The sequence below is a fragment of the Brevibacterium sp. CSND-B09 genome, assembly GCF_052906525.1.
This window is the reverse complement of sequence record NZ_JBREGI010000001.1, coordinates 3,944,339-3,967,317: the sequence shown is the minus strand read 5'-3', so window position 1 is coordinate 3,967,317 and position 22,979 is coordinate 3,944,339. Positions and strand designations below refer to the sequence as shown.

The following is a 22,979-nucleotide window of genomic DNA, read 5'->3' as shown; positions in this document are numbered from 1 at the left end:
ATCTAATCGGAAGTGGATATACCCATCAATGATAGGAGTTCTTCGGCCGCAGTGCGAACGTGGTCGTTCACAATGGTCACGTCGAACTCCGATTCGGCGGCCAATTCGCGTTTCGCGGTGGCCAGTCGTCGTTCCTGCTCCTCCTCCGTTTCGGTGCCTCGACCGGTCAGTCGGGAGACGAGTTCGTCCCAGCTGGGCGGGGCGAGGAAGACGAAGCGGGCATCGGGCATCTTCTCTTTGACTTGGCGGGCTCCCTGCAGATCGATCTCCAGCAGCGCGGGAATCCCCTGGTCGAGCTTCTCCTCCACCGGGGCCGAAGGCGTGCCGTAGCGGTGGCGTCCGTGGACGACGGCGTATTCGAGCAGGCGATCCTCGGCGATGAGGGTGTCGAAGGCGTCGTCGGTGAGGAAGTGATAATGGACACCATCGATCTCACCGGGGCGTCTGGGTCGGGTCGTGGCCGACACGGAGAACCAGACCTCGGGGTGGTTCTGCCGAATATAGGTGCTGATGGTGCCTTTTCCGACGGCGGTCGGACCCGCGAGGACGGTGAGTCGATTATTCACAGATCTGAGGTTGTCACACTCAGGAATATTTCTCCAACAGGGCGGACTTCTGGTGGACGCCCAGACCTTTGATCCGACGGGAGGTGGCGATGCCGACCTCTTCCATGGCGGCTTCGGCGCGCCGGTCGCCGACTCCGGGCAGAGCTCTGAGCAGATCGAGCACACGCATCTTCGCCAGTGCTTCGTCGTCTGCTGCCTTCTTGAGCACGGCCGCGAGATCGGTATCGCCGGTCTTCAGCGCCGACTTCACTTCGGCTCGTGCCTGACGTGCCTTGAACGCTTTGTCCAACGCAGCGGAACGCTGTTGCGGGGTCAACGGTTCGAGTGCCACTTTGTCTCCTCTGTCACCATGAACGGGCAGGTAGGGAAGTTGTCTCAGTCTAAGACAAAATCCCTGCCGAGAGGCGATATGAGCAGAAATTTGTGTCGTGGCGAGCCGGAATCCGCCCGTCGACGGAACACCGAAACCGGTGTTCGGACCGCCCCCGCGATCCGAACACCGCTGTTCAGTCGGCGACCGTCAGCGCACGATTGAGCGCGGCGGCGGTTTCGGCCAGACCGTCGGGTCCGGCACCGAGCACCGCCCGGGAGGCGGTGGCGAGCACCTGTCCCGATTCCAGCGCCCGGCCGCCGAAGACCGCCCGCAGCTCGGTCAGGCCCGCACCCTGTGCACCGACGCCCGGAGCGAGGATCGGTCCCCCGCAGTCACTGGGATCGAAACCCAGATCGCGCGCTGCGGTGCCGATGGTCGCGCCGACGACGAGTCCGAAGGGACCGAGCTCGTCGGGTGTCCCCAGTGCCTGAGCATTGCGCTGCCGGACTCGGGACACGATCGATCCGGCCACCGATTCGCGGTCTCTCACGGCATGCTGGACTTCTGCCCCTTCCGGATTCGAGGTCAGTGCCAGGACGAACACGCCCTTGCCGTGAGCGGCAGCGAGTTCGAAGGCCGGCTCCAGAGCGCCGAATCCGAGGTAGGGCGAGACCGTGATCGAGTCCGCGGCCAGCGCCGAGGCGGGGTCGAGGTAGGCCTTCGCGTAGGCACCCATGGTCGACCCGATGTCACCGCGTTTGATGTCGAGGACGGTGAGCAGTCCGGCGTCCCTGGCCGCGGCCAGTGTCTCTTCGAGAGCAGCGACTCCGGCGGAGCCGTACTGTTCGAAGAACGCGGACTGCGGTTTGACGGCGGCCACCGAGCCCTTGAGCTCGGAGACCGTGCGGAGGGCGAACTCCCGTACGCCTGCGGCGCTGGCGGGCAGCCCCCAGGAGGCGAGAAGATGCTCGTGCGGGTCGATGCCCACACACAGCGGCCCGTGCTCGTCCATGGCGGCTGCCAGTCGGGCGCCGAACATCAGGCGTTCCAATCCTGCAGGCTGCGCACGTCGAACTTCGAGTCGCGGATGACCTCGAGGGAGGTCACGGCGGCGGCGAATTCGGCCAGCGTCGTGATCAGCGGCACGGAGTTCGCGGTCGCCGCGGCTCGGATCTCATAGCCGTCGGCGCGTTCCTGCCGACCCGACGGCACGTTGATGACCATGTCGATGGTGCCCGCGGTGAGGTAGTCGATGACCGTGCGGTCTTCGGCATCGGCCTCGAAGTGCTTGTGCACCTGTGTGGTCTTGATTCCGTAGCGGGAGAGCACGGCCGCGGTGCCGGTGGTCGCGACGACGTCGAAGCCCATATCGACGAGCTCCTTGACCGGCAGCACCATGGCGCGCTTGTCCCGATCGGCCACCGACACGAACACGGTGCCCGAGGTCGGCAGCTTCACAGATGCCCCGAGCAGTCCCTTCGCGAAGGCGGTCGGGAAGTTGTGGTCGATGCCCATGACCTCACCGGTCGAGCGCATCTCGGGGCCAAGGATCGAGTCGACGATCTTGCCTTCGACGGTGGTGAACCGTCGGAACGGCAGGACTGCCTCCTTGACGGCGATCGGATGGTCGAGCGGCAGGGTCGAGCCGTCGCCGGCCGCTGCCAGCAGATCTCCGCGCAGATCCTCGATCGTGCGGCCCACGGCGATGAGCGCCGCGGCCTTGGCCAGCTGGGTCGAGGTCGCCTTCGAGACGAAGGGCACGGTCCGCGAGGCACGGGGGTTGGCTTCGATGACGTGGAGGACATCCGCGGCGATCGCGAACTGGATATTGAGCAGTCCGCGTACGCCCACACCTTCGGCGATGGCCTTCGTGCCCTGGCGGACGCGCTCGAGCACGTCCTCGCCCAGAGTCAGCGAGGGCAGTACGCAGGCGGAGTCACCGGAGTGGATTCCGGCTTCCTCGATGTGCTCCATGATTCCGCCGATGTAGACCTCGTTGCCGTCGTAGAGGGCGTCGACGTCGATCTCGATGGCGTCTTCGAGGAACCGGTCGACGAGGACCGGACGATCGGTCGAGATCTCGGTGGCGCTGGCCATGTAGTCGAGCAGCTGGGTGCGATCGTAGACGATCTGCATTCCGCGTCCGCCGAGGACGTAGGAGGGCCGCACGAGCACCGGGTAGCCGATGTTCTCCGCGATCGCTGCGGCTTCCGCTGCGGTCACTGCGGTGCCGTGCTTGGGCGCGGTGAGTCCGGCCCTCTCCAGCACGGCGCCGAACTCTCCGCGGTCCTCGGCCAGATCGATGGCTTCGGGCTGGGTGCCGAGCACCGGCACACCCGCGGCCTTGAGCTTGTCGGCCAGGCCCAGCGGGGTCTGTCCACCGAGAGTGCACACGACGCCGAGGACCTCGCCGGCGGCGAGTTCGGCGTGGTAAACCTCCATGACGTCTTCGAACGTCAGGGGTTCGAAGTACAGGCGATCGGCGGTGTCGTAGTCGGTCGACACGGTCTCCGGGTTGCAGTTGACCATGATCGTCTCGTAGTCGGCCGACCCGATCGCCATGGTCGCGTGCACGCACGAGTAGTCGAACTCGATGCCCTGGCCGATGCGGTTCGGTCCCGAACCGAGGATGATCACTGCCGGGCGTTCGCGCGGCATGACCTCGGTCTCGGAGTCGTAGCTCGAGTAGTGGTAGGGAGTCTTCGCTTCGAATTCTCCGGCGCAGGTGTCGACCGTCTTGAACACCGGGCGCACGCGCAGCGCATGGCGGATGCCGGTGACGACACTCGTGTCGAGGCTGCGCAGTCCCGCGATCTGCTCGTCGGAGAAACCGTGGTTCTTCGCGACCCGCAGGACCTGCTCGTCCAGTTCGTCGGCGTCGCGGACATAGGCGGCCACCTCGTTGATGAGCTGGATCTGGTCGAGATACCAGGGGTCGATCTCGCAGGCGTCGAAGACCTCTTCGGCGCTCAGGCCGGCGGCGAGTCCGCGCTGGACCGAGTGGATGCGGTCGGCAGTGGCGTGCGAGATCGCTTCGAGGACGGATTCGCGGACGTCGTCGTCGGAGACGTCGGGCAGGTCGGTCCAGCTGAACGCGGAGTCCTTCTGCTCGAGTGAACGCATCGCCTTCTGCAGCGCGGTGGTGAAATTGCGGCCCAGGGCCATGACCTCACCGACGGATTTCATCGTCGTCGTCAGGGTCGGATCCGCGGCCGGGAACTTCTCGAAGGTGAAGCGCGGGATCTTCACGACCACATAGTCCAGGGTCGGTTCGAAGCTGGCCGGAGTGACCTTCGTGATGTCGTTGGGGATCTCGTCGAGCGAGTAGCCGACGGCGAGCTTCGCGGCCATCTTCGCGATCGGGAAGCCGGTGGCCTTCGATGCCAGCGCCGAGGACCGGGAGACGCGTGGGTTCATCTCGATGGTGATGATGCGTCCGGTCTTGGGGTCGACGGCGAACTGGATGTTGCAGCCGCCGGTGTCCACGCCGACGGCCCGGATGATGGCGATGCCGATATCGCGCATCGACTGGTATTCCCGGTCGGTCAGCGTCAGGGCCGGGGCCACTGTGATCGAGTCGCCGGTGTGCACGCCGACGGGGTCGACGTTTTCGATCGAGCACACGACGACGACGTTGTCCTTGTTGTCGCGCATGAGCTCGAGCTCGTATTCCTTCCACCCGAGGATCGATTCCTCGAGCAGCACCTCGTGGGTGATGGAATCGGACAGGCCGGCGCCGGCGATGCGGCGCAGATCGGCTTCGTCATAGGCCATACCCGAGCCGAGGCCGCCCATGGTGAACGAGGGGCGGACGACGACCGGGTAGTTGAGCTCCTCGGCGGCGGCAAGGGCTTCGTCGAGGGTGTGGCAGATGGCGGATCTGGCCACTTCGGCGCCGCAGGCCTCGGCGATGTCTTTGAACTTCTGGCGGTCCTCGCCGCGCTGGATGGCGTCGACGTCGGCACCGATGAGTTCGACGCCGTACTTCTCGAGCACTCCGGCGTCGTGGAGGGCGATGGCCGCGTTGAGTGCGGTCTGTCCGCCCAGGGTGGGCAGGAGCGCGTCGGGGCGTTCCTTCTCGATGATCGTCTCGATGACGTCCGGATCGATCGGTTCGACGTAGGTGGCGTCGGCGATGTCCGGGTCGGTCATGATCGTCGCCGGGTTCGAATTGATGAGGATGACGCGCAGGCCCTCGGAGCGCAGCACGCGGCAGGCCTGGGTGCCGGAGTAGTCGAATTCGCAGGCCTGGCCGATGACGATGGGGCCGGAGCCGATGACGAGGACGGATTTGAGGTCGTGTCTCAATGGCATTGGGGGTTCTCCTTAGGCCTGGGCAGCCGAATCGGCCTGGGAAGCGGACATGAGGTCGACGAAGCGATCGAACAGGTAGCTCGAATCGTGCGGGCCGGCCGCAGCCTCGGGGTGGAATTGGACGGAGAAGGCGGGAATGTCGAGGCAGGCGAGTCCCTCGACGACGTCGTCGTTGAGGCACACATGGGAGACGGTCACCCGGCCGTAGTCAGCCTTGTGCGGGGCGGTGGTCTCGCCTGTCAGCGGAGCGTCGACGGCGAAGCCGTGGTTCTGCGAGGTGATCTCGACCTTCTCCGTGGTCCGGTCCATCACGGGCACGTTGATCCCGCGGTGGCCGAAGGGCAGCTTATAGGTGCCGAAGCCCAGGGCGCGACCGAGCAGCTGGTTGCCGAAGCAGATGCCGAAGAACGGGATTCGGGCGTCGAGCACGGCGCGCAGCAGTTCGACTTGGTCGTCTGCGGTGGCGGGGTCGCCGGGGCCGTTCGAGAAGAAGACTCCGTCGACGCCCAGGGCCCGGATCTCGTCGAAGCTGATCGTCGACGGCAGCAGGTGCACGTCGATTCCGCGTTCGCTCAGTCGTTCGGGGGTCATCGATTTGATGCCGAGGTCGACGGCGGCGACGCTGAAGCGCTTCTCCCCGCGGGCGGGGATGAGTCGGGGTTCGGTGATCGAGACCTCGTCGACGAGGTTGGCTCCGGCCATCTGCGGAGACGCCTGGACACGGGCGAGGAGTTCGGATTCGGGCGCCTCGGCGGCGGGTCCGGAGAAGATGCCCACGCGCATGGCTCCCTTGTCGCGCAGGTGGCGGGTCAGGGCTCGGGTGTCGACGTCGGAGATGCCGACGATCCCGGACTCGGTCAACCAGTCGGCCAGGTCGCCTTCGGAGCGCCAGTTCGATGAGATCCGGGAGGCATCGCGGACGACGTAGCCGGCGGCCCAGATCTGGGCGGATTCGTCATCGGTGCGGTTGACTCCGGTGTTGCCGATGTGCGGAGCGGCCTGGATGATGATCTGTCGGTGGTAGGACGGGTCTGTCAGCGTCTCCTGGTAGCCGGACATGGCGGTGACGAACACGGCCTCACCGGTGGTTTCGCCGATGTGTCCGTAGGCGGATCCGTGGAAGGTCCGGCCGTCTTCGAGGACGAGGACGGCGGGGGTGGTGGAAAAGCTCATTGTGCCTCTTCGATCATTTCGCGGATGCGGTCGACGGTGGGGGTGGTGGATGCGGCGTAGCGGGCGCGGAAGCCCGTGTCGACGAGGGTGTCGCCCAGGTGCCAGGTGATGCGGATGATGCCTCCGCGTTCGACGAATTTCCCGATCATCCCGTTCGTGGTGTCCACGGAGACGATGTCGCGGCGCGGGATGAGGAAGTCCTCTCGTCCGGCCAGGTCCATGATCACTCCCCCGTCGGTGACGACGAGTTCCCCGGTAGTACGGATGCCCAGGCCGTGGACGGCGACGCGTTCGAGCGGATGGCCGGCCTTCGTCGTCGACACATAGGAGCCTTCGACCGGCTCGCCCACGGCCTTGATGCCCATATGGGGCTTCGGCGGGGTGACGACCTCTGACTGGGCCCGTTTGCGTCGGCTCCATCCCCAGGCGATCGCGACGATCACGAGGAGGATGACTGCCGCGACGATGAGTGTGCCTATTGTTGTGTCCATGTTGCTCCTGCCGGGTGGGGTGTGGTGAGTGCCCCTGCGGCCAAGACCCGGTGGCCGTAGAAGAAGGTGTCGGTGACCTGCGCGGTGACTTCGACGCCGGCGAAGGGGTTGTTGCGTCCCTTTGTGGCGTGGTCGGCGGGTTCGATGCGGTGCGGTGCTGCCGGGTCGACGAGGACGATGTTCGCACTCGCTCCGAGCTCGAGGCTGCCGTGCCCGGAGGCTCCGGTGATCCGGGCCGGAGCCGAGGACATCACGCGCGCCACATCGCCGAAGTCGAAGTCGTGGTCGGCCATGGCGGCGACGACGATCGACAGGGCGGATTCCATGCCGACCATACCCATGGCCGCTGCGGTCCATTCGCTGCACTTGTGTTCGGCGGTGTGCGGGGCGTGGTCAGTGCCGACGACGTCGATCGTGCCGTCTGCCAGTGCAGCCCGGAGTGCCTGCACGTCGCGGTCGGTGCGCAGCGGCGGGTTGACCTTGTAGACGGGGTCGAACGTGCGCACGAGTTCGTCGGTGAGCATGAGATGGTGCGGTGTGACCTCGGCGGTCACGGCGACCCCCCGTGCCTTGGCCCAGCGGATGAGGTCGACGCTGCCGGCCGTGGAGACGTGGCAGATGTGGAGTCGGGACCCGACGTGTTCGGCCAGGAGCACATCGCGGGCGATGATCGACTCCTCGGCGACGGCTGGCCAGCCGGGCAGTCCGAGTTCGGCCGAGACCGTTCCCTCGTTCATCTGTGCGCCTTCGGTCAGGCGAGGTTCCTGTGCGTGCTGGGCGATGATCCCGTCGAAGGTCTTGACGTATTCGAGGGCGCGGCGCATGAGCAGCGGATCGGAGACGCAGATTCCGTCATCGGAGAACATCCGCACGCGAGCTCCGGAGCGCGCCATGGCTCCCAGCTCGGCGAGCTGCTTTCCCTCGAGTCCGGTGGTCACGGCGCCGACGGGTACGACTTCGGTGAACCCGGCGGCGCGGCCGAGGCGGTGAACCTGTTCGACGACACCGGCGGTGTCGGCCACGGGCGCGGTGTTCGCCATGGCGTGAACGCAGGTGAACCCTCCCGAGGCGGCTGAGCGTGATCCGGTGAGCACGGTCTCGGCGTCTTCCTTGCCGGGTTCGCGCAGGTGGGTGTGCATGTCGACGAGTCCCGGCAGGGCCACGAGTCCTGCGGCGTCGACTGTTTCATAGTCGCTTGTGCTCAGCAGTTCGGGGTCGACGATGCGACCGTCCTGGATCGCGATATCGGCGACTCCGCGTCCGAGCACATCGGCACCGCGGATGAGGTAATCAGTCATTGGTCTCCTCCTGACCGGTCAGCAGACGGTAGAGGACCGCCATGCGCACGCACACTCCGTTCTCGACTTGGTCGAGGACGAGGGCGCGGGGTGAGTCCGCTGCGGCAGCGGAGATTTCGAAGCCGCGGTTCATGGGCCCTGGGTGCATGATGAAGCTCGTCTCCGGCAGTTTGGCCAGACGAGCCGCGCTCAGTCCCCACAGGCGGGCGTATTCGCGTTCGTTGGGGAAGAAGGATTCGTGCATCCGCTCGTGTTGGACGCGCAGCATCATCACGGCTGCAAAGTCCTCGGCGCTCAGCGCCGAATCGAAGTCGAAGTGGATGGTCACCGGCCAGTTCGACACTCCCCAGGGCAGCAGGGTGGGTGGTGCGATGAGGTGGACGTCCGCGCCGAGGCGGGCGAGCAGGTGGACGTTCGACCGAGCCACTCGGGAGTGCAGGATGTCTCCGACGATGGCAACCTTCGCTCCGTCGAGTCCCTGACCGCGGGGTCCCCCTTGCACCGGCCCCGAGGCGGGGACTCCGGCGAGTGCCCGACGCAGGGTGAAAGCGTCGAGGAGCGCCTGGGTGGGGTGTTCGTGGGTGCCGTCGCCGGCGTTGACGACGGGGACGTCGATCCACCCGGTATGGGCGAGGCGGTGGGCGGTGCCCGCTCCGGAATGGCGGACGACGATGGCATCGGCGCCCATCGCCGAGATCGTCTGGATCGTGTCCTGGAGGCTCTCACCCTTCGACACGGAGGAGCCCTTGGCGGAGAAGTTGAGCACATCGGCCGAGAGCCGTTTGGCTGCGGCCTCGAAGGACAGTCGGGTGCGTGTGGAGTCCTCGAAGAACAGGTTGACCACTGTGCGTCCCCGCAGCACGGGGAGCTTCTTGACCTCGCGTTCGGAGACGAGAGTCATCTCCTCGGCGATATCGAGGATGCCGATGGCGTCGTCTCGGCTCAGCGATGCGGTGTCGAGCAGATGTTTCATTCGCGGCCTCCCGAGATGCTCACGGAGTCGTCTCCGTCGATTTCGGTCAGGGAGACGTTGACGCGTTCACTGCTAGAGGTCGGAAGGTTCTTGCCGACATGGTCGGCACGGATCGGCAGGTCCCGGTGGCCGCGGTCGACGAGGACGGCGAGGCGGACCTTGGCGGGCCGACCGACATCGGCAAGGGCGTCGAGGGCGGCGCGGATGGTGCGTCCGGAGAAGAGCACATCGTCGACGAGGACGACGGTCTTCGCATCGATTCCCGCACTCGGGATGGTGGTGGGTTCGGGCGCCCGGTAGGAGCCGCCGCGCAGATCGTCACGGTACATGGTGATGTCGAGGCTGCCGGCGAGTTCGCCTGCGGTCTCGGGCCGGCCGGAGATGGAGGCGATCGCCTCGGCGAGTCGGTGGGCGAGCGGGACTCCGCGGCGCGGAATGCCCAGGAGGACGAGGTCGTCGCTGCCCTTGTTGGATTCGATGATCTCGTGCGCGATGCGGGTGATCGCCCGCGAGATATCGGGGGCGTCCAGCACTGTTCGCTGTGTCATATTTCCCCTTCTCCGCCTCTCTGGACGGTGGTTAAAGGAGTGGTTCGATTCGATTGTAAACCCGGTGCGGTGCCCACCGGCGGGCGGGTCCGGAGTGCGGACCCGCCGCCTCAGATGAGTGTCGGTTTGACGTCGAGGATGCGGGAGAGCAACCCCGAGACGAAGCCGGGAGAGTCATCTGTGGAGAACTGTCTGGCCAGGGACACTGCTTCGTCGATGGCCACTTTGTCGGGTACCTCGTCGTTGTACAGCATCTCCCAGGTCCCGATCTCCAGCAGCGACCGGTCGACGGCCGGCATCCGATCCAGGGTCCAGCCTTCTGAGTAGGTGGAGATGATCTCGTCGATCTCCGCCTGCTTCTCGGTGATGCCCTTGACGATCTCGACCGCGTATTCCTTCATCGGGTAGTCGGGATCGTTCGACCGCATGGTGACGAGTTCGTCCATGGCCAGTCGACGCTGCCCGGCTTCGAAGAGCAGCTCGAGAGCCCGGCGACGGGCTCGGGTACGTGCGGACGCCACTTACTTGACGCGACCGAGGTAGTCGCCGCTGCGGGTGTCGACCTTGACCTTCACGCCTTCTTCGAGGAACAGGGGCACCTGGATCTCGTAGCCGGTCTCGAGGGTCGCGGGCTTCGAACCACCGGTCGAACGGTCGCCCTGGAGTCCGGGTTCCGTGTGGGTGATGGTCAGTTCCACCGAGGGCGGCAGCTCGACAGAGAGCGGGGTGCCCTCGTGGAAGGAGATCTGCAGATCCTGGTTCTCGAGCATGTAGTTCGCGGCGTCGCCGACGAGGTCTGCGGAGATGTTGACCTGGTCGTAGTCCTTGGCATCCATGAACACGTAGTCGGTGCCGTCATGGTAGAGGTACTGCATATCGCGGCGGTCGACATTCGCGGTCTCGACCTTGGTGCCGGCGTTGAAGGTCTTGTCGATGATCTTGCCGGAGATGACATTCTTCAGCTTGGTGCGGACGAAGGCCGGTCCTTTTCCGGGCTTGACGTGCTGGAATTCGAGCACCTGCCACAGCTGGTTGTCGAGGTTGAGCACAAGGCCGTTCTTCAGGTCGTTCGTTGTCGCCACTAATTCGTCCTTCTTCGGTTCAGTCCTGATCACCGAATGGTGATCGCAGTCGGCACGACGCGTCGGAGGACCCCGAGGTGCGGGGTCGACGAACGCGCCACTGGGCAAGTCTAGCAAGCCCAGCGGGACGCTTCCATCCGGGCGGGGTCAGTCGAGGCCGAGGCCGATGCCGAGGGGAACCGTCGGCGAATCCTCGCCGATCTCCTGGTAGGCGGTGAAGAGGATGGAGGCATCGGGGATCTCGACGGTGCTCGGTTCGCCGATATCACTGAGCAGCACCATCCGCAGCATCGCCCCGCGGGCCTTCTTGTCCCTCTTCATCGTGTCCAGCAGCTGCGGCCACACATCGGAACGGTAGCCCACCGGCAGTCCGAGTTTGCCGAGCAGTTCACGGTGGAGGTCGACGACTTCATAGGGCAGGCTCTTGATCATCGACGCCACCTCGGCGGCGAAGACCATGCCCACCGATACGGCGGCACCGTGACGCCACTGGTAGCGCTCCTTGTGCTCGATCGCATGGCCGAGGGTGTGGCCGTAGTTGAGTATCTCCCGGCGTCCGGACTCCTTGAAGTCTCCGGAGACGACATCGGCCTTGACCCGGATGGAACGTTCGATGAGTTCGCGCAGCACAGGGCCGTGCACATCGGCGATCTCGTCCTTCGAGTGGTTCGATACGAGATCGAGGATCGCGGGGTCGGCGATGAATCCGGTCTTGACCACCTCGGCGAGGCCGGTGAACAGTTCGTTCTCCGGCAGGGTTCCGAGCGTGTCGAGGTCGACGAGGACACCGGCGGGTGCGTGGAAGGAGCCGACGAGGTTCTTGCCTTCGGCCGTGTTGATCCCGGTCTTGCCGCCGACGGAGGCGTCGACCATGCCGAGCACGGTGGTGGGGATGTGGATGACCTTGATTCCGCGCAGCCAGGTGGCGGCGACGAATCCGCCGAGGTCGCTCACCGCTCCCCCGCCGACGGTGATGATCGCGTCGGTGCGGGTGAAGTCGGATTGGCCGAGGACCTGCCAGCAGAATGCGGCGACCTGGACGTGTTTGGCCTCTTCGGCGTCGGGGATCTCCGCGGCCACGGCCTCGAGACCGGCTGCGGCAAGGTCGTCGCGAACGGTCTCACCGGTGGTGCGCAGTGCGCGGGGGTGGATGACGAGGACCTTCTCGACGCGGTTTCCGAGCAGCTCGGGCAGTTCGCCGAGCAGTCCCTGGCCGACGAGGACGGGGTAGTTCCCGCCGGCGTCCACATTGATGCGTGTGAGGCTCATTCGTCCGTCTTCCTGATCGTTCATCGTCTTCTCTCAAGGCTCGGCCGCCCGGTGAGTGCTCGGAGTCGAGGCACCTGTTCCGTGGGCCGGATCCAGCCTAGCCCTCACCGGCTCCCGGCGGCGAAACGGGTGACCGATGTGGTCGCGGACGTCTCACCGCAGGGCCTGTGCTCAGCGCTGTTGGCCGGATCCGTCGTCGTCGGGATCGGCGTATTTCGCGTACTCCTCGGCTCGCTGCAGGCCGGTGAGGACGTCGACGACTCGGTTGACCACCGTCGACGGCGGTGAGTTCGAGGCCTGAACCCGGAAGGTCGCGACCTGTTCGTACAGCGGTTCGCGTTCGTTGACCAGGGCCAGCCAGTTCTCCACCGGGCTGCCGGCACCGCGCAGCAGCGGTCGGTGCGGGGCGGTCAGCCGCTGGGACACTGTGTCGACGTCGATATCGATGTGCACGACCTTGATCGCCGGATGTCGCAGCTGGGCCCGGGTGCCGGGGTTGAGGATCGCTCCCCCGCCCAGGGACACGATGCCCGGACGATCGAGCAGACGACGCAGTGCTCTGCGCACGACCTCGCGTTCGATGCGTCGGAAGTGGTCTTCGCCGCGTTCGACGAAGATCTCCGAGATGACCCCGTACTTGTCGACGATGTTCGCGTCCGTGTCCGTCAGCGGCAGGCCGAGCCGGTCGGCGAGCAGCCGACCGATCGTCGATTTCCCTGCCGCCGGCGGACCGGAGAGCACGATGCGCGAGAGCGCGGCGGGGACCGGTTCCAAGGGCGGAACCGGTTTGGGCAGCGGGGTGTGGTTCATCGTCCGATGCGGAGGTTCTCCGGAATGGCCGCAACGTAGGCTTCCAGGTTCCGCTTCGTCTCGGCAACGGAGTCTCCGCCGAACTTCTCGGCGACGGCTTCGGCGAGCACCAGTGCCACCATGGCTTCCGCGACGACTCCCGAGGCGGGAACCGCGCACACGTCGGAACGCTGATGGTTCGCCTTCGCGGCCTCACCGGTTTCGACGTCGACCGTCGCCAGGGCACGCGGCACCGTGGCGATCGGCTTCATCCCCGCCCGCACCCGCAGCGGACCGCCCGTGGACATTCCGCCTTCCGTGCCGCCGGCACGATTGCTCGTGCGACGGAATCCGTCGGGTCCGACTTCCAGTTCGTCATGGGCCTGCGAGCCGGGACGCTTCGTGGTGAGGAATCCGTCTCCGACCTCGACGCCCTTGATCGCCTGGATGCCCATGAGGGCACCGGCCAGACGGGAGTCGAGACGACGGTCCCAATGCACGTGGGAGCCCAGCCCCGGAGGCAGGTCGTAGGCGAGGACTTCGACGACTCCGCCGAGGGTGTCCCCGGCCTTCTTCGCCGCGTCGATCTCGGTGACCATCGCCGCCGAGAGGTCGGCGTCGAAGCAGCGGACCGGATCGGCGTCGAGGGCTTCGACATCGGACGCGGTCGGCAGCGCAGGCAGCGTATCGGCAGCGTGTTCGGCGCCGCCGATGGCCACGGTGTGGGAGACGAGGGTGATGCCCAATTCGCCGAGGAACTTCGCGGCCACCGTGCCCAGTGCCACGCGCATCGCGGTCTCACGCGCCGAGGCGCGCTCCAACACGGGGCGGGCTTCGTCGAAGCCGTACTTCTGCATGCCGACGATATCGGCATGGCCCGGACGCGGCCGAGTCAGCGGGGCATTGCGCGCCAGACCCTCGAGTTCTGACGAGTCGACGGGATCCGGGCTCATCACGGATTCCCACTTCGGCCATTCGGTGTTGCCGACCTCGATCGCCACCGGTGAGCCCAAGGTCTGACCGTGTCGGACACCGCCGAGGAGACGCACCTCGTCGGCTTCGAACTTCATCCGTGCGCCGCGGCCATAGCCGAGTCGGCGGCGAGCCAGGCTCGCACGAATATCGTCCCTGGTGATCGGTACATGGGCGGGAAGCCCCTCAATGATCCCAGTCAGCGCTTCGCCGTGGGATTCGCCTGCAGTCAGCCATCTCAACATTCCACCGATTCTACAAAAGTATTGGGGCGAACAGGCACCCGAGCCACATGCCGGAAAGCATGGCCGGTCCGAAGGCGATGGTCACCCCGCGCACCCGCCCGGCTCGGATCGCTCCGATGAGCGCCCAGGCCCCGCTGATGAGCATCATGGCGACAAGCACGAGCGCAGGTGCCCACGGATCGAAGAGACCGGGCACGGCGAAGACGATGAACGCGAGCTTGACGTCCCCGAGCCCCATCGTCCGCGCCCGCAGCGCTCGACCCACCAGGTGCAGCGCAGCGAAGGCGCCCAGTCCGAGGAGTCCGGCGAAGAATGACCAGAACCACATCGGCAGCGCTCCGAGCACGGACCCTGTGATGATGAGTCCGAGTGCGACCAGAGACAGGGGGATGACGATCCGATCAGGCAGCCTGCGTACGCTGACATCCGCGGTAACGAGGAATGATGTGGCGCCTGCTATGAGACCCAGCAACAGGGCGGAGACGATGCGATCGGCGGAGTTCGGCTGGCCCGGGGCGAACGTCGTTCCGCCCAGCGGCGCATAGGCGCTCCACCCTGTCTCCAGTGGTGCGAGCACGAAGAGGGTGAATACGACGGCGACTGCCGCGGCGATGATGGGGCCGAGCAGCATCGGTCCCATGCCGCGAGCCCATCTGGATGACTGCCACCGCTGCAGGTGCGCGGAGTCGTTGAGCCAGGCCCGTGGGGTCACGGCGAGGATGAGACCGCAGGCCAGAGCGGCCAGAACCGTGACTCCGATGGTCATCCCGTGCAGCACTCCGGTGTCCATCGCGATCGCCGGTTCAGTCCTGCGCCCGGACCGGCGGAACCTCGAGTGCTGCGTACATGGCCGCCGCGACCCGCCCGGACAGGTCGTCTGCTGCCGGCAGGGTCTTCGACGTCGACAGATTGTCCACCTCCGATGCGTCGTCGGCCCTGGCTGCGGCGAGGAACATCTCGAACTGGGCGACGGCCTGCTCGACGAGCATGGCGGTTCCCGCGACGGGGCGCAGACCGCGAGCGGCGGCCGCGGCGAGGAAGCTCGAATCGGCGGCGTAGGCGACGTCGAGGACGATCGCACCGCGAGCGAAGGAGTCATCCCAGATCGGGTCGGGCGCCGCCTCGGCGGGCAGGGTCGAGACGACGATCTCCGATGGACCGATCCAGGTCAGGTCGCCCACCGAGGCGGTCAGACCGATCCGCTCGGCCAGGTCGAGGACCCGGCGGGCACGGTCCGGGCTGCGGACGCGGAAGTCCACGTGTGCGATCCCGAGATCGCGGCAGGCCACGAGCGCCGAGGCGGCCGTGGCTCCGGCGCCGAGGATCGTCGCGCGACCGGCTCCCGCACCACCGGCCACGGACGGTCCTGATTCCCTGTGCGGGGCGATGGCACGCACGATGCCCTCGACGTCGGTGTTCGCCACCTGCACCTCTCCGCGGTAGCGCACAAGGGTGTTGCCGGCGGCCGTCAGTGTCGCCGTCTCGTCGAGGTTCCACCCGCGTTCGGCGGCGAGTGTGACGAGTCGGTCCTTCAACGGCATCGTCAGCGAGAAGCCGGTGTGATCGGGGTGGGAGTCGAGGAATTCCTCGAGCTCCTCCGAGCCGATTTCGTACCGGGAGTACTCGCTGGATTCCAGGTTCAACGCTGCGAAGGCGGCGCGGTGGAGCAGCGGGGACTTCGAGTGTGCGATCGGCGAACCGAGCACTGCGGCAAGTATCCTCACCGGCTATCCGTCGTCCTTGCTGTGCTCGCGCAGCCACTTGCGGTAGATCTCGACGTTCTTCTTGTGGTCCTCGTAATTGTCTGCGAACTTGGTCTCCCCCGTGTCCGGGTTCGTCGCGACGAAGAACTGCCAGTCACCGTCGGCGGGTTCGAGCGCCGCCTCGACGGCGCCCTTGCTCGGCGAGTTGATGGGCCCGGGAGGCAGACCCTTCTTCTTGTACGTGTTGTACGGCGAGTCGGACTGGCGTTCCTTCTTCGTCGTCGTCAGGTCGGAGCGGGCACCGTGGATATAAGCCACGGTCGCATCCGATTGGAGCAGTCCCCCGGTCTGCGATTTGTCGGAGATGCGGTTGAGGAAGGACCTGGCAACCTTCGATCGCACCTCGGGGTCTCCCGGGGATTCCTTCTCCACGAGGCTGGCCAGCGTGAGGATGCGGTTGGCGTCCTTGCTCTCGATTCCCAGTTCGTCGAGTTCGGTCTCGGTCTTGTCGACCATCTCCTGAACGATGTCCTCGGCGGTCTTCTGCTTGTTGAGGTCGTAGGTCGCCGGGTACAGATAGCCTTCGAGGCTCGGCGCGTCGATCTCGAGTCCGTAGTCCTTCGGGGTCTTATCGTCGATGGCTTTGTCGACCTCGTCGGCGTTCATCCCCGATTCGATCATGATCGCCTTGATCTCTTCGACCTGTTTGCCTTCGGCGACTGTGATCTTCGGCGGGGCGATGGGGTTGATGAGCGCTTCGACCGCGGCCTTCGAGCTCATCTTCTCCCGCATCGTCCAGGTCCCGGCCTGGATGGTCGCCTCACGGCGTTCGATCTCGTCGAGGAAGGGCTCGGAGTTCATGATCACTCCGGCTTCGACGAGCTGGTTGGCCACGGTGCGCGCCGAGGATCCGGGAGCGATCTCGATCGAGACCTCGTTCGTGCCCTGACCCTCGTAGTCGCCTTTCGGTCCGAACAGGTCGTCGAAGACTCCCCCGGCCGCACGCACGCCGAAGAAGCCCCCGACGCCGAAGACGAGGATGCAGATGATCACGATCGTCGTCGTCCGTCGCCGGCGCATCATTCTGCGCCGTTTCTTCGCGCGGATCTCTGCGCGGGACAGTCCTTCGTCGGTCGAGAACTCTTCGGTGATCGGGCTCATACGTCGTTCTCCTCGTCGGGCATCTCACGGCCGGCGGGGACACCGGTGTTGTGTTCGTATTCGAGGGCGTTCTGGAGGATGATCACGGCGGCTTGGGCATCGACGATCTCGCGTCGCTGGCGTGACGATTTCCCGGCTGCGGCGAGAGCCTGGTGGGCCTCGACGGTGGTGAAGCGTTCGTCGACGAGACGGACGGGTGTGCCTGTGGCCGCGGCGATCCGGCGGGCGAATTCCAACGCCGAGGTGGCTGCGGCCCGGGCGGCGCCGTCGAGGGACTTCGGGTCCCCCACCAGGAGTTCGATGGGTTCGTATTCGTCGACGATGTCGCGCAGCTGCCGCAGCGCCGCCGGTTCATCTGCTCGACGAACGACGGTGAGCGGGGTGGCCAGAATCCCGTCGGGGTCGCTGGAGGCGACACCGATCCGCACGGAACCGATGTCGAGACCCAGCCGGCGACCTCGGCGGAAACTCACTGGATGGCTGCCTTGACCGCCGCAATGGCTGACGGGATCGCCGCGGGGTTGCTGCCCCCGCCCTGGGCGAGGTCGGGCTTGCCGCCGCCTCCGCCGCCGAGTTCGCCGCAGGCCAGCGCCACGAGCTTTCCTGCCTGCAGACCGGCGGCACGGGCCGCCTCGGTGGTGGCGATGACGACGACGGGCTTTCCGCTGCTGACTCCGATGCCGAAGATCACCGCTTGACGGTCGGCGACCCGGTTGCGCAGATCGGTGACCAGTGTGCGGATGTCTCCGGCATTGGCGATGTCGCCGAGTTCGGCCTGCACGAACAGCGTCTGGCCCACGGTCTGCGCCTCATCGAGGAACTTGCCCGAAGAGGCCAGCAGCTGCTGGGCGTTGAGGCGAGCGATCTCCTTCTCGGCGTCCTTGAGCCGGCTCATCAGGTCGGACACGCGTGAGGTGACGTCGGTGCCGGGGACCTTGAGCATCTCCGAGAGTGAGGACACGATGGTCCGCTCGGCGGCCAGGGACCGGAAGGCGTCCATGCCGACAGCGGCTTCGATGCGCCGGACTCCGGAGCCGACGGAGGCTTCGGAGAGCACGGAGATCGGGCCGACCTCCGCGGAGGCACCGACGTGGGTGCCGCCGCAGAGTTCGCGAGAGAAGGGTCCGCCGATGTCGACGACGCGCACGACGTTCGGGTACTTCTCGCCGAAGAGCGCCATGGCACCGGACTTCTTCGCGTCGTCGAAGGACATGTATTCGGTGCCGACTTCGTAGTTCGAGCGCACCGCGAGGTTCGCGACCTCTTCGATCTCGGCCCGCATCTGGGTGCTCGGGGCTTCGGGGAACGAATAGTCGAAGCGCATGTATCCGGGCTGGTTGAGCGAACCGGCCTGCACGGCGTGGCTGCCGAGGATCTCGCGCAGCGCAGCGTGGACGAGGTGGGTGGCGGTGTGGGCCTGTGCGCCCTGGAACCGGTGGTCGTGGTCGACGGCGGCGAGCACCTCGTCACCGACGCGCAGCTCTCCGTCGATCACCTCGACCCGGTGGGCAGGCAGTCCCTTGACCGGATTCTGGACGTCGCTGACCCGGGCGGTGAAGCCATGGCCGGAGATGAGGCCGACGTCGGCGCGCTGACCGCCGGATTCGGCGTAGAACGGGGTCAGGTCGAGGACGACGTCGCCGCTCTGACCGGCGGTGAGCACCTCGGCGGCGACCCCATCGACGACGATTCCTCGCACGCGGGAGTCGGACTCGAGTCGGTCATAGCCGACGAATTCGCTGGCACCTTCGTCGAGCAGCGCCGAATAGGCGGACAGGTCGGTGTGGCCGCCGCCCTTCTTCGCCTTGGCATCGGCCTTGGCGCGGGTGCGCTGTTCACTCATCAGCTCACGGAACCCGGCCTCGTCGACGCTCAGTCCGGCTTCGGACGCCATCTCGAGAGTGAGGTCGATGGGGAATCCGTGGGTGTCGTGGAGAGCGAAGGCGATGTCCCCGCTGATGGTCTTGTCCGCGCCGTCGAGTGACTTCGCGGCATTGGCGAACAGCTGAGTGCCGGATTCGAGGGTGCGCAGGAACGCCTTCTCCTCGGCGTAGGCGACCCGGGAGATGCGGTCGAAGTCCGTTTCGAGTTCCGGGTAGGACAGCTTCATGGCCTGCATGGAGACGGGCAGCAGCTCGGGCAGGACTTCTTCCTTGACTCCGAGCAGACGCATGGCACGCACGGCACGGCGGAGCAGGCGGCGGAGGATGTAGCCGCGGCCTTCGTTGCCGGGGCGGACCCCGTCGCCGATGATGATCAGGGCCGAACGGACATGGTCGGCGACGACGCGCAGCTGCACATCGGCGTGCTCGTCCTCTCCGTACGTCCGATCCGCCAGACGGCTGGCGGCCTCGATGACGGGGAAGACCTCGTCGATCTCGTACATGTTCTCCACGCCCTGGAGCAGGAAGGCGACACGTTCGAGTCCCATGCCGGTATCGATGTTCTTCGCCGGCAGCTCGCCGGCCACGTCGAAGTCGACCTTCGAGCGAACCTCGGAGAGTTCGAACTCCATGAACACGAGGTTCCAGATCTCGATGTAGCGGTCTTCGTCGGCCACGGGTCCGCCGTCGACGCCGTAGGCGGGGCCGCGGTCGAAGTAGATCTCCGAGCAGTAGCCGCCGGGGCCGGGCTGGCCGGTGTGCCAGTAGTTGTCCTCGTTGTCGCGCAGCTGGATGCGCTCACGGGGAACGGAGGTCTCCTCGAGCCACATGTCGATGGTCTCGAGATCGTCCTCGTGCACTGTCGCCCACAGCAGCTCCGGGTCGAAGCCGAGGCCGCCCTCGGCGACGGGGGTCGTCAGCAGTCCCCAGGCGAACTTGATGGCATCGCGCTTGAAGTAGTCGCCGAAGGAGAAGTTGCCGTTCATCTGGAAGAAGGTGCCGTGGCGGGTCGTCTTGCCGACCTCTTCGATGTCTCCGGTGCGCACGCATTTCTGGACGCTGGTGGCGCGGTTGAACGGGGCCGGCTCCCGGCCGGTGAGGTAGGGAATGAACTGGACCATTCCCGCGATGTTGAACAGGATGGACGGATCGGAGCTGATCACCGACGCCGAGGGGACCACGGTGTGCCCGTTCGCTTCGAAGTAGTCCAACCAGCGTTGTTTGATCTCTGCCGTCTTCAATCCAAGGCCTTTCAGATATTGCCTGTGCTCCGCCGGGCGGATGAGCCCGGCGCGACACTTACTCGTGCGTACCCGCACTTAACAGGGACCAGTTTAATGGCTCCGCCGCAATATGCGATGTGGCGCGGCGTGCCGGGTGGGTCAGAGTCGACTGCTCCCCGAGTCCGCCGCTCCCACTCCGTTCGGCGGACCACTTCCGCCCCCGCGACGTGCGTCCTGCGGAGTTTCTAACCGAACAGCCCACTTTCAGGTGAATAGCCCCTGTTTGAAACAGTGCTATTCGCCTTTGAGTGGGCCGAAGCCGAACCCGCTGACGCCCGCGCCGAACCTGCGGGTGCACGCGCCGTACAGTGGACGCCCGTGCCGTGAATGCGCGACTGCCCGGAACCGTGCGGTCCCGGGCAGTCGCGGTGGCGCGATGCGCTGTGTTCAGCAGATCAGCGCGAGTAGAACTCGACGACGAGCTGAACGTCACAGGTGATCGGCACCTCTTCGCGCTTCGGGGTGCGCAGCAGAGTTGCCTGCAGGCCCTCGAGGTTCACGTTGAGGTATCCCGGCGTTGCGGGCAGAACGTCCTTGTGACCACCGGCGGCGGCGACCTGGAACGGATCCATCGAAGCCGAACGCTCGTGCACCTGGATGGTCTGGCCTTCCTTCACGCGGAAGGAGGGACGGTCCACGCGCTGTCCGTCGACCGTGATGTGACGGTGGACGACGAACTGACGGGCCTGGGCCATGGTGCGGGCGAATCCCGAACGCAGGACGAGGGCGTCGAGACGCGATTCGAGGAGCTCGACCATTGTCTCACCGGTCAGACCGGGCAGACGGTTGGCTTCCTTGTAGGTCTTGAGCATCTGGGCCTCACGGATGCCGTACTGCGCGCGCAGACGCTGCTTCTCCTTGAGGCGGACCGAGTAGTCGCTGTCGTTGCGACGACGGGCGCGACCGTGCTCACCTGGAGGGTACGGGCGACGCTCGAAGTACTTCTCGGCCTTGGGTGTCAGAGCAATGCCGAGGGCGCGCGAGAGGCGCGTCATACGGCGATTACGTGCTGGTGCTGGCACTGTATTACCTTTCATCAATGTGTTCTGCCGCGGTGGGCCTCTGCGGTTCTCGCCCCGAACGCGACTGTTGTTTCCCCGGATGGGAAAGAGGGATTGAGCGTCGAGATCCGCTCGCACCGACCGCCTTTAGGGTGCAGGCACAACAGCTGTCCATCTTAGCGGGTGCACACCGCCCGTCGCAAAGCCGATCGGCGGCCTCGCCGCTGTGATCTTGCCGACTGAGGCGAACCGTCCGCCCTTGCCGGCCGACCGATCCGCAGGCACCGCTGTCACTGCCGGCAGCCCGCTGTCACTTCCGACAGTCGTCTTCGTGGCTGTCGATCGCGGCATCGGCCACGGCCGCTCCTGACCCGCTGTAGATGTTGATCACCGCGTGGACCCCGGCACGGGCGAAGTGCTCGGCCTGATCGGGGCGTTGGACGACCGCGGCGATGGTCCCGGGGAAGCCGGCGATGCGCAGCTGTTCAAGAGCGAAGGTGTTCGAGTCGTGCAGGGCCATGGCGAGAACGACGGTGTGGGCGCTGCCCCCGACGACGAGGCGGTGCCAGAATTCGTGGTCGGTGGCGTCGCCTTCGAGCACTGTGAACTCGTCGGCGTGCAGGGCTTCGATGACTGTGTGGTCGTTGTCGATGCCGATGACGCTGCGGTCGCCGCGTTCGACGAAGCGCTCGTAGGCTCCGCGACCGATGCGGCCCATGCCGAGGACGACGACCTCCGCATCTCCGGTGTCGAGCGGCCGATCGTTGGCCCGCAGCCGGCTCTCGTTCTCGTCCGGCAGGATCGCGTCGAGCTTCGCGACGATCTGGAGGCTGTAGGCGTTCGCCAGGGAGGAGCCGATCATCCCCAGTGCCACGGCGAGGGCGGTGATGGTCAGCCAGTTGCCCTCGAAGAGTCCGTGGTCGACTCCGACGGCGACGACGATGAGTGCGAATTCGGAGAAGTTGCTCAGGGCCAGGCTGGTGCGCACGCTGGTGCGGTTGCGCAGGCCGAAGAGGCGACCCATGAGGTAGAAGCTCGCGAAGTTGAACGGCAGCAGCACGACGCACAGGGCCAGCGCCATGAGCAGATCCGACCAGGTGGGGACCGCTTGGAGCCCGATGACGACGAAGAACCCGACGAGGAAGAGCTCTTTGACGCTGAACAGCGACTTCGACATCTCCACGGCTCGCGGGTGGGTGGAGAAGAGAAGTCCGAGCACCAGCGCTCCGAGGTCGCCGTGGATGCCGACTGATTCGAAGGCGACATAGCCGGGCCCCAAGGCCATGACGACGCCGAAGAGGACGAGCAGCTCACCGCGTCCGACGCGGTCGAGGAGCCGTCGCAGCACCCAGACCACGGGAACGATCAGGACGAGCGCGAACGCCCAGGGACTCGGCGACTCTTCGCCTGCGATCGTGATGAAGGCGACCGCAGCGAGGTCCTGGAGGACGAGGATCGCAATCGCGATCTGCCCGTAGTAGGACCCGTCGTCGGAGCGGTCTTCGAGCACTTTGACCACGAGCACCGTGGAGGAGAACGAGAGGGCGAAGCCGAGCAGCGCCAAGGTGCCCAGTCCCCCGCCGACGCTGACGATGCCGATGGCTGCGGCAGCTCCGATCGTCCCGGCACCGAGGAGGACCACCGTGATCATGTGCAGCGCAGCGGTGCCGTGGGCTTCGGGTTGGAGCAGGGAGCGCAGATCGAATTTCAGTCCGATTGTGAACAGCAGCAGGACGACTCCGATGTCCGATACCTGCTGCAGTCCTGCGAAGGCGGTGAAGCCGAAGACGTGCAGGAGGAATCCGGCCGCGAGGAATCCGACGAGCGGCGGAATGCGCAGCTCATGGGCGATGAGTCCCAGCGCCAGCGCGGCGGCGATCGTGATGACGATGTCTGCCATGCCGTCCTCCTCGAT

General features: G+C 66.1%; 21 protein-coding genes. All 21 read right to left on the bottom strand.

The annotated features are described in order from the left end of the window. Positions 1-2 precede the first annotated feature (2 nt). Positions 3-566 carry a guanylate kinase gene (gmk, locus tag ACU4IU_RS17675; protein WP_139467329.1) on the bottom strand — a complete coding sequence of 188 codons (564 nt, stop codon included), beginning with the start codon at positions 564-566 and terminating at the stop codon, positions 3-5. 19 nt (positions 567-585) lie between these two features. Beyond that, positions 586-897, bottom strand: a complete 312-nt coding sequence (gene mihF, locus ACU4IU_RS17670; protein WP_025777825.1) for an integration host factor, actinobacterial type — start codon at positions 895-897, stop codon at positions 586-588. 175 nt (positions 898-1,072) lie between these two features. Beyond that, entirely contained in the window at positions 1,073-1,918 is an 846-nt protein-coding gene (gene pyrF / locus ACU4IU_RS17665; protein ID WP_446657613.1) for an orotidine-5'-phosphate decarboxylase, read from the bottom strand. Next, positions 1,918-5,193 (bottom strand): carbamoyl-phosphate synthase large subunit, encoded by a 3,276-nt coding sequence (gene carB, locus ACU4IU_RS17660; protein ID WP_446657473.1) that lies wholly within the window; start codon positions 5,191-5,193, stop codon positions 1,918-1,920. Before carB ends, pyrF begins: the two co-directional genes overlap by 1 nt. 12 nt (positions 5,194-5,205) lie before the next feature. Then, positions 5,206-6,366 (bottom strand): glutamine-hydrolyzing carbamoyl-phosphate synthase small subunit, encoded by a 1,161-nt coding sequence (gene carA / locus ACU4IU_RS17655; protein WP_139467331.1) that lies wholly within the window; start codon positions 6,364-6,366, stop codon positions 5,206-5,208. Continuing rightward, a complete protein-coding gene (locus ACU4IU_RS17650; RefSeq protein WP_139467332.1) occupies positions 6,363-6,857 on the bottom strand; it encodes a PH-like domain-containing protein in 495 nt (164 codons plus the stop codon). The genes carA and ACU4IU_RS17650 overlap by 4 nt, the downstream gene beginning before the upstream one ends. After that, positions 6,842-8,155, bottom strand: a complete 1,314-nt coding sequence (locus tag ACU4IU_RS17645) for a dihydroorotase (protein WP_446657472.1) — start codon at positions 8,153-8,155, stop codon at positions 6,842-6,844. The genes ACU4IU_RS17650 and ACU4IU_RS17645 overlap by 16 nt, the downstream gene beginning before the upstream one ends. Further along, on the bottom strand, positions 8,148-9,128 hold the full coding sequence (locus ACU4IU_RS17640; protein ID WP_446657471.1) for an aspartate carbamoyltransferase catalytic subunit: 981 nt from the start codon (positions 9,126-9,128) through the stop codon (positions 8,148-8,150). Before ACU4IU_RS17640 ends, ACU4IU_RS17645 begins: the two co-directional genes overlap by 8 nt. Then, positions 9,125-9,676, bottom strand: a complete 552-nt coding sequence (gene pyrR, locus ACU4IU_RS17635; protein WP_139467335.1) for a bifunctional pyr operon transcriptional regulator/uracil phosphoribosyltransferase PyrR — start codon at positions 9,674-9,676, stop codon at positions 9,125-9,127. The genes ACU4IU_RS17640 and pyrR overlap by 4 nt, the downstream gene beginning before the upstream one ends. Before the next feature lie 110 nt (positions 9,677-9,786). After that, the gene (gene nusB, locus ACU4IU_RS17630; RefSeq protein ID WP_139467336.1) at positions 9,787-10,197 is read right to left on the bottom strand and encodes a transcription antitermination factor NusB; all 411 of its coding nucleotides are present in this window, start codon (positions 10,195-10,197) and stop codon (positions 9,787-9,789) included. After that, entirely contained in the window at positions 10,198-10,758 is a 561-nt protein-coding gene (efp, locus tag ACU4IU_RS17625; RefSeq protein WP_101544394.1) for an elongation factor P, read from the bottom strand. Between the two features lie 147 nt (positions 10,759-10,905). After that, a complete protein-coding gene (gene aroB / locus ACU4IU_RS17620; RefSeq protein WP_264801811.1) occupies positions 10,906-12,027 on the bottom strand; it encodes a 3-dehydroquinate synthase in 1,122 nt (373 codons plus the stop codon). A 171-nt stretch (positions 12,028-12,198) separates the two neighbouring features. Beyond that, positions 12,199-12,837 (bottom strand): shikimate kinase, encoded by a 639-nt coding sequence (locus ACU4IU_RS17615; protein ID WP_139467338.1) that lies wholly within the window; start codon positions 12,835-12,837, stop codon positions 12,199-12,201. Continuing rightward, entirely contained in the window at positions 12,834-14,033 is a 1,200-nt protein-coding gene (gene aroC, locus ACU4IU_RS17610) for a chorismate synthase (protein WP_446657470.1), read from the bottom strand. Before aroC ends, ACU4IU_RS17615 begins: the two co-directional genes overlap by 4 nt. Before the next feature lie 10 nt (positions 14,034-14,043). Then, entirely contained in the window at positions 14,044-14,823 is a 780-nt protein-coding gene (locus tag ACU4IU_RS17605) for a prepilin peptidase (RefSeq protein ID WP_446657469.1), read from the bottom strand. A 13-nt stretch (positions 14,824-14,836) separates the two neighbouring features. After that, a complete protein-coding gene (locus ACU4IU_RS17600) occupies positions 14,837-15,757 on the bottom strand; it encodes a shikimate dehydrogenase family protein (protein WP_446657468.1) in 921 nt (306 codons plus the stop codon). Positions 15,758-15,760: 3 nt separating this feature from the next. Beyond that, entirely contained in the window at positions 15,761-16,897 is a 1,137-nt protein-coding gene (gene mltG / locus ACU4IU_RS17595) for an endolytic transglycosylase MltG (RefSeq protein ID WP_139467342.1), read from the bottom strand. Next, positions 16,894-17,370: a Holliday junction resolvase RuvX gene (ruvX, locus tag ACU4IU_RS17590; RefSeq protein WP_101544406.1), complete on the bottom strand. Its 477-nt coding sequence runs from the start codon at positions 17,368-17,370 to the stop codon at positions 16,894-16,896. The genes mltG and ruvX overlap by 4 nt, the downstream gene beginning before the upstream one ends. Further along, on the bottom strand, positions 17,367-20,021 hold the full coding sequence (gene alaS, locus ACU4IU_RS17585) for an alanine--tRNA ligase (protein ID WP_446657467.1): 2,655 nt from the start codon (positions 20,019-20,021) through the stop codon (positions 17,367-17,369). Before alaS ends, ruvX begins: the two co-directional genes overlap by 4 nt. A gap of 437 nt (positions 20,022-20,458) precedes the next feature. Continuing rightward, on the bottom strand, positions 20,459-21,100 hold the full coding sequence (gene rpsD, locus ACU4IU_RS17580; protein WP_373270422.1) for a 30S ribosomal protein S4: 642 nt from the start codon (positions 21,098-21,100) through the stop codon (positions 20,459-20,461). Positions 21,101-21,374: 274 nt separating this feature from the next. After that, positions 21,375-22,964, bottom strand: a complete 1,590-nt coding sequence (locus ACU4IU_RS17575) for a cation:proton antiporter domain-containing protein (RefSeq protein ID WP_446657466.1) — start codon at positions 22,962-22,964, stop codon at positions 21,375-21,377. Positions 22,965-22,979 lie beyond the last annotated feature (15 nt).

Excerpts from the sequence above, each read along its gene's own strand:
- pyrR (WP_139467335.1), bottom strand. The coding sequence starts at position 9,676 with ATGACACAGCGAACAGTGCTGGACGCCCCCGATATCTCGCGGGCGATC.
- ACU4IU_RS17650 (WP_139467332.1), bottom strand. The coding sequence starts at position 6,857 with ATGGACACAACAATAGGCACACTCATCGTCGCGGCAGTCATCCTCCTC.
- aroB (WP_264801811.1), bottom strand. The coding sequence starts at position 12,027 with ATGAGCCTCACACGCATCAATGTGGACGCCGGCGGGAACTACCCCGTC.
- ACU4IU_RS17645 (WP_446657472.1), bottom strand. The coding sequence starts at position 8,155 with ATGACTGATTACCTCATCCGCGGTGCCGATGTGCTCGGACGCGGAGTC.
- rpsD (WP_373270422.1), bottom strand. The coding sequence starts at position 21,100 with ATGAAAGGTAATACAGTGCCAGCACCAGCACGTAATCGCCGTATGACG.
- mltG (WP_139467342.1), bottom strand. The coding sequence starts at position 16,897 with ATGAGCCCGATCACCGAAGAGTTCTCGACCGACGAAGGACTGTCCCGC.
- ACU4IU_RS17640 (WP_446657471.1), bottom strand. The coding sequence starts at position 9,128 with ATGAAACATCTGCTCGACACCGCATCGCTGAGCCGAGACGACGCCATC.
- aroC (WP_446657470.1), bottom strand. The coding sequence starts at position 14,033 with ATGTTGAGATGGCTGACTGCAGGCGAATCCCACGGCGAAGCGCTGACT.
- ACU4IU_RS17575 (WP_446657466.1), bottom strand. The coding sequence starts at position 22,964 with ATGGCAGACATCGTCATCACGATCGCCGCCGCGCTGGCGCTGGGACTC.
- pyrF (WP_446657613.1), bottom strand. The coding sequence starts at position 1,918 with ATGTTCGGCGCCCGACTGGCAGCCGCCATGGACGAGCACGGGCCGCTG.
- ACU4IU_RS17615 (WP_139467338.1), bottom strand. The coding sequence starts at position 12,837 with ATGAACCACACCCCGCTGCCCAAACCGGTTCCGCCCTTGGAACCGGTC.
- ACU4IU_RS17605 (WP_446657469.1), bottom strand. The coding sequence starts at position 14,823 with ATGGACACCGGAGTGCTGCACGGGATGACCATCGGAGTCACGGTTCTG.
- carB (WP_446657473.1), bottom strand. The coding sequence starts at position 5,193 with ATGCCATTGAGACACGACCTCAAATCCGTCCTCGTCATCGGCTCCGGC.
- carA (WP_139467331.1), bottom strand. The coding sequence starts at position 6,366 with ATGAGCTTTTCCACCACCCCCGCCGTCCTCGTCCTCGAAGACGGCCGG.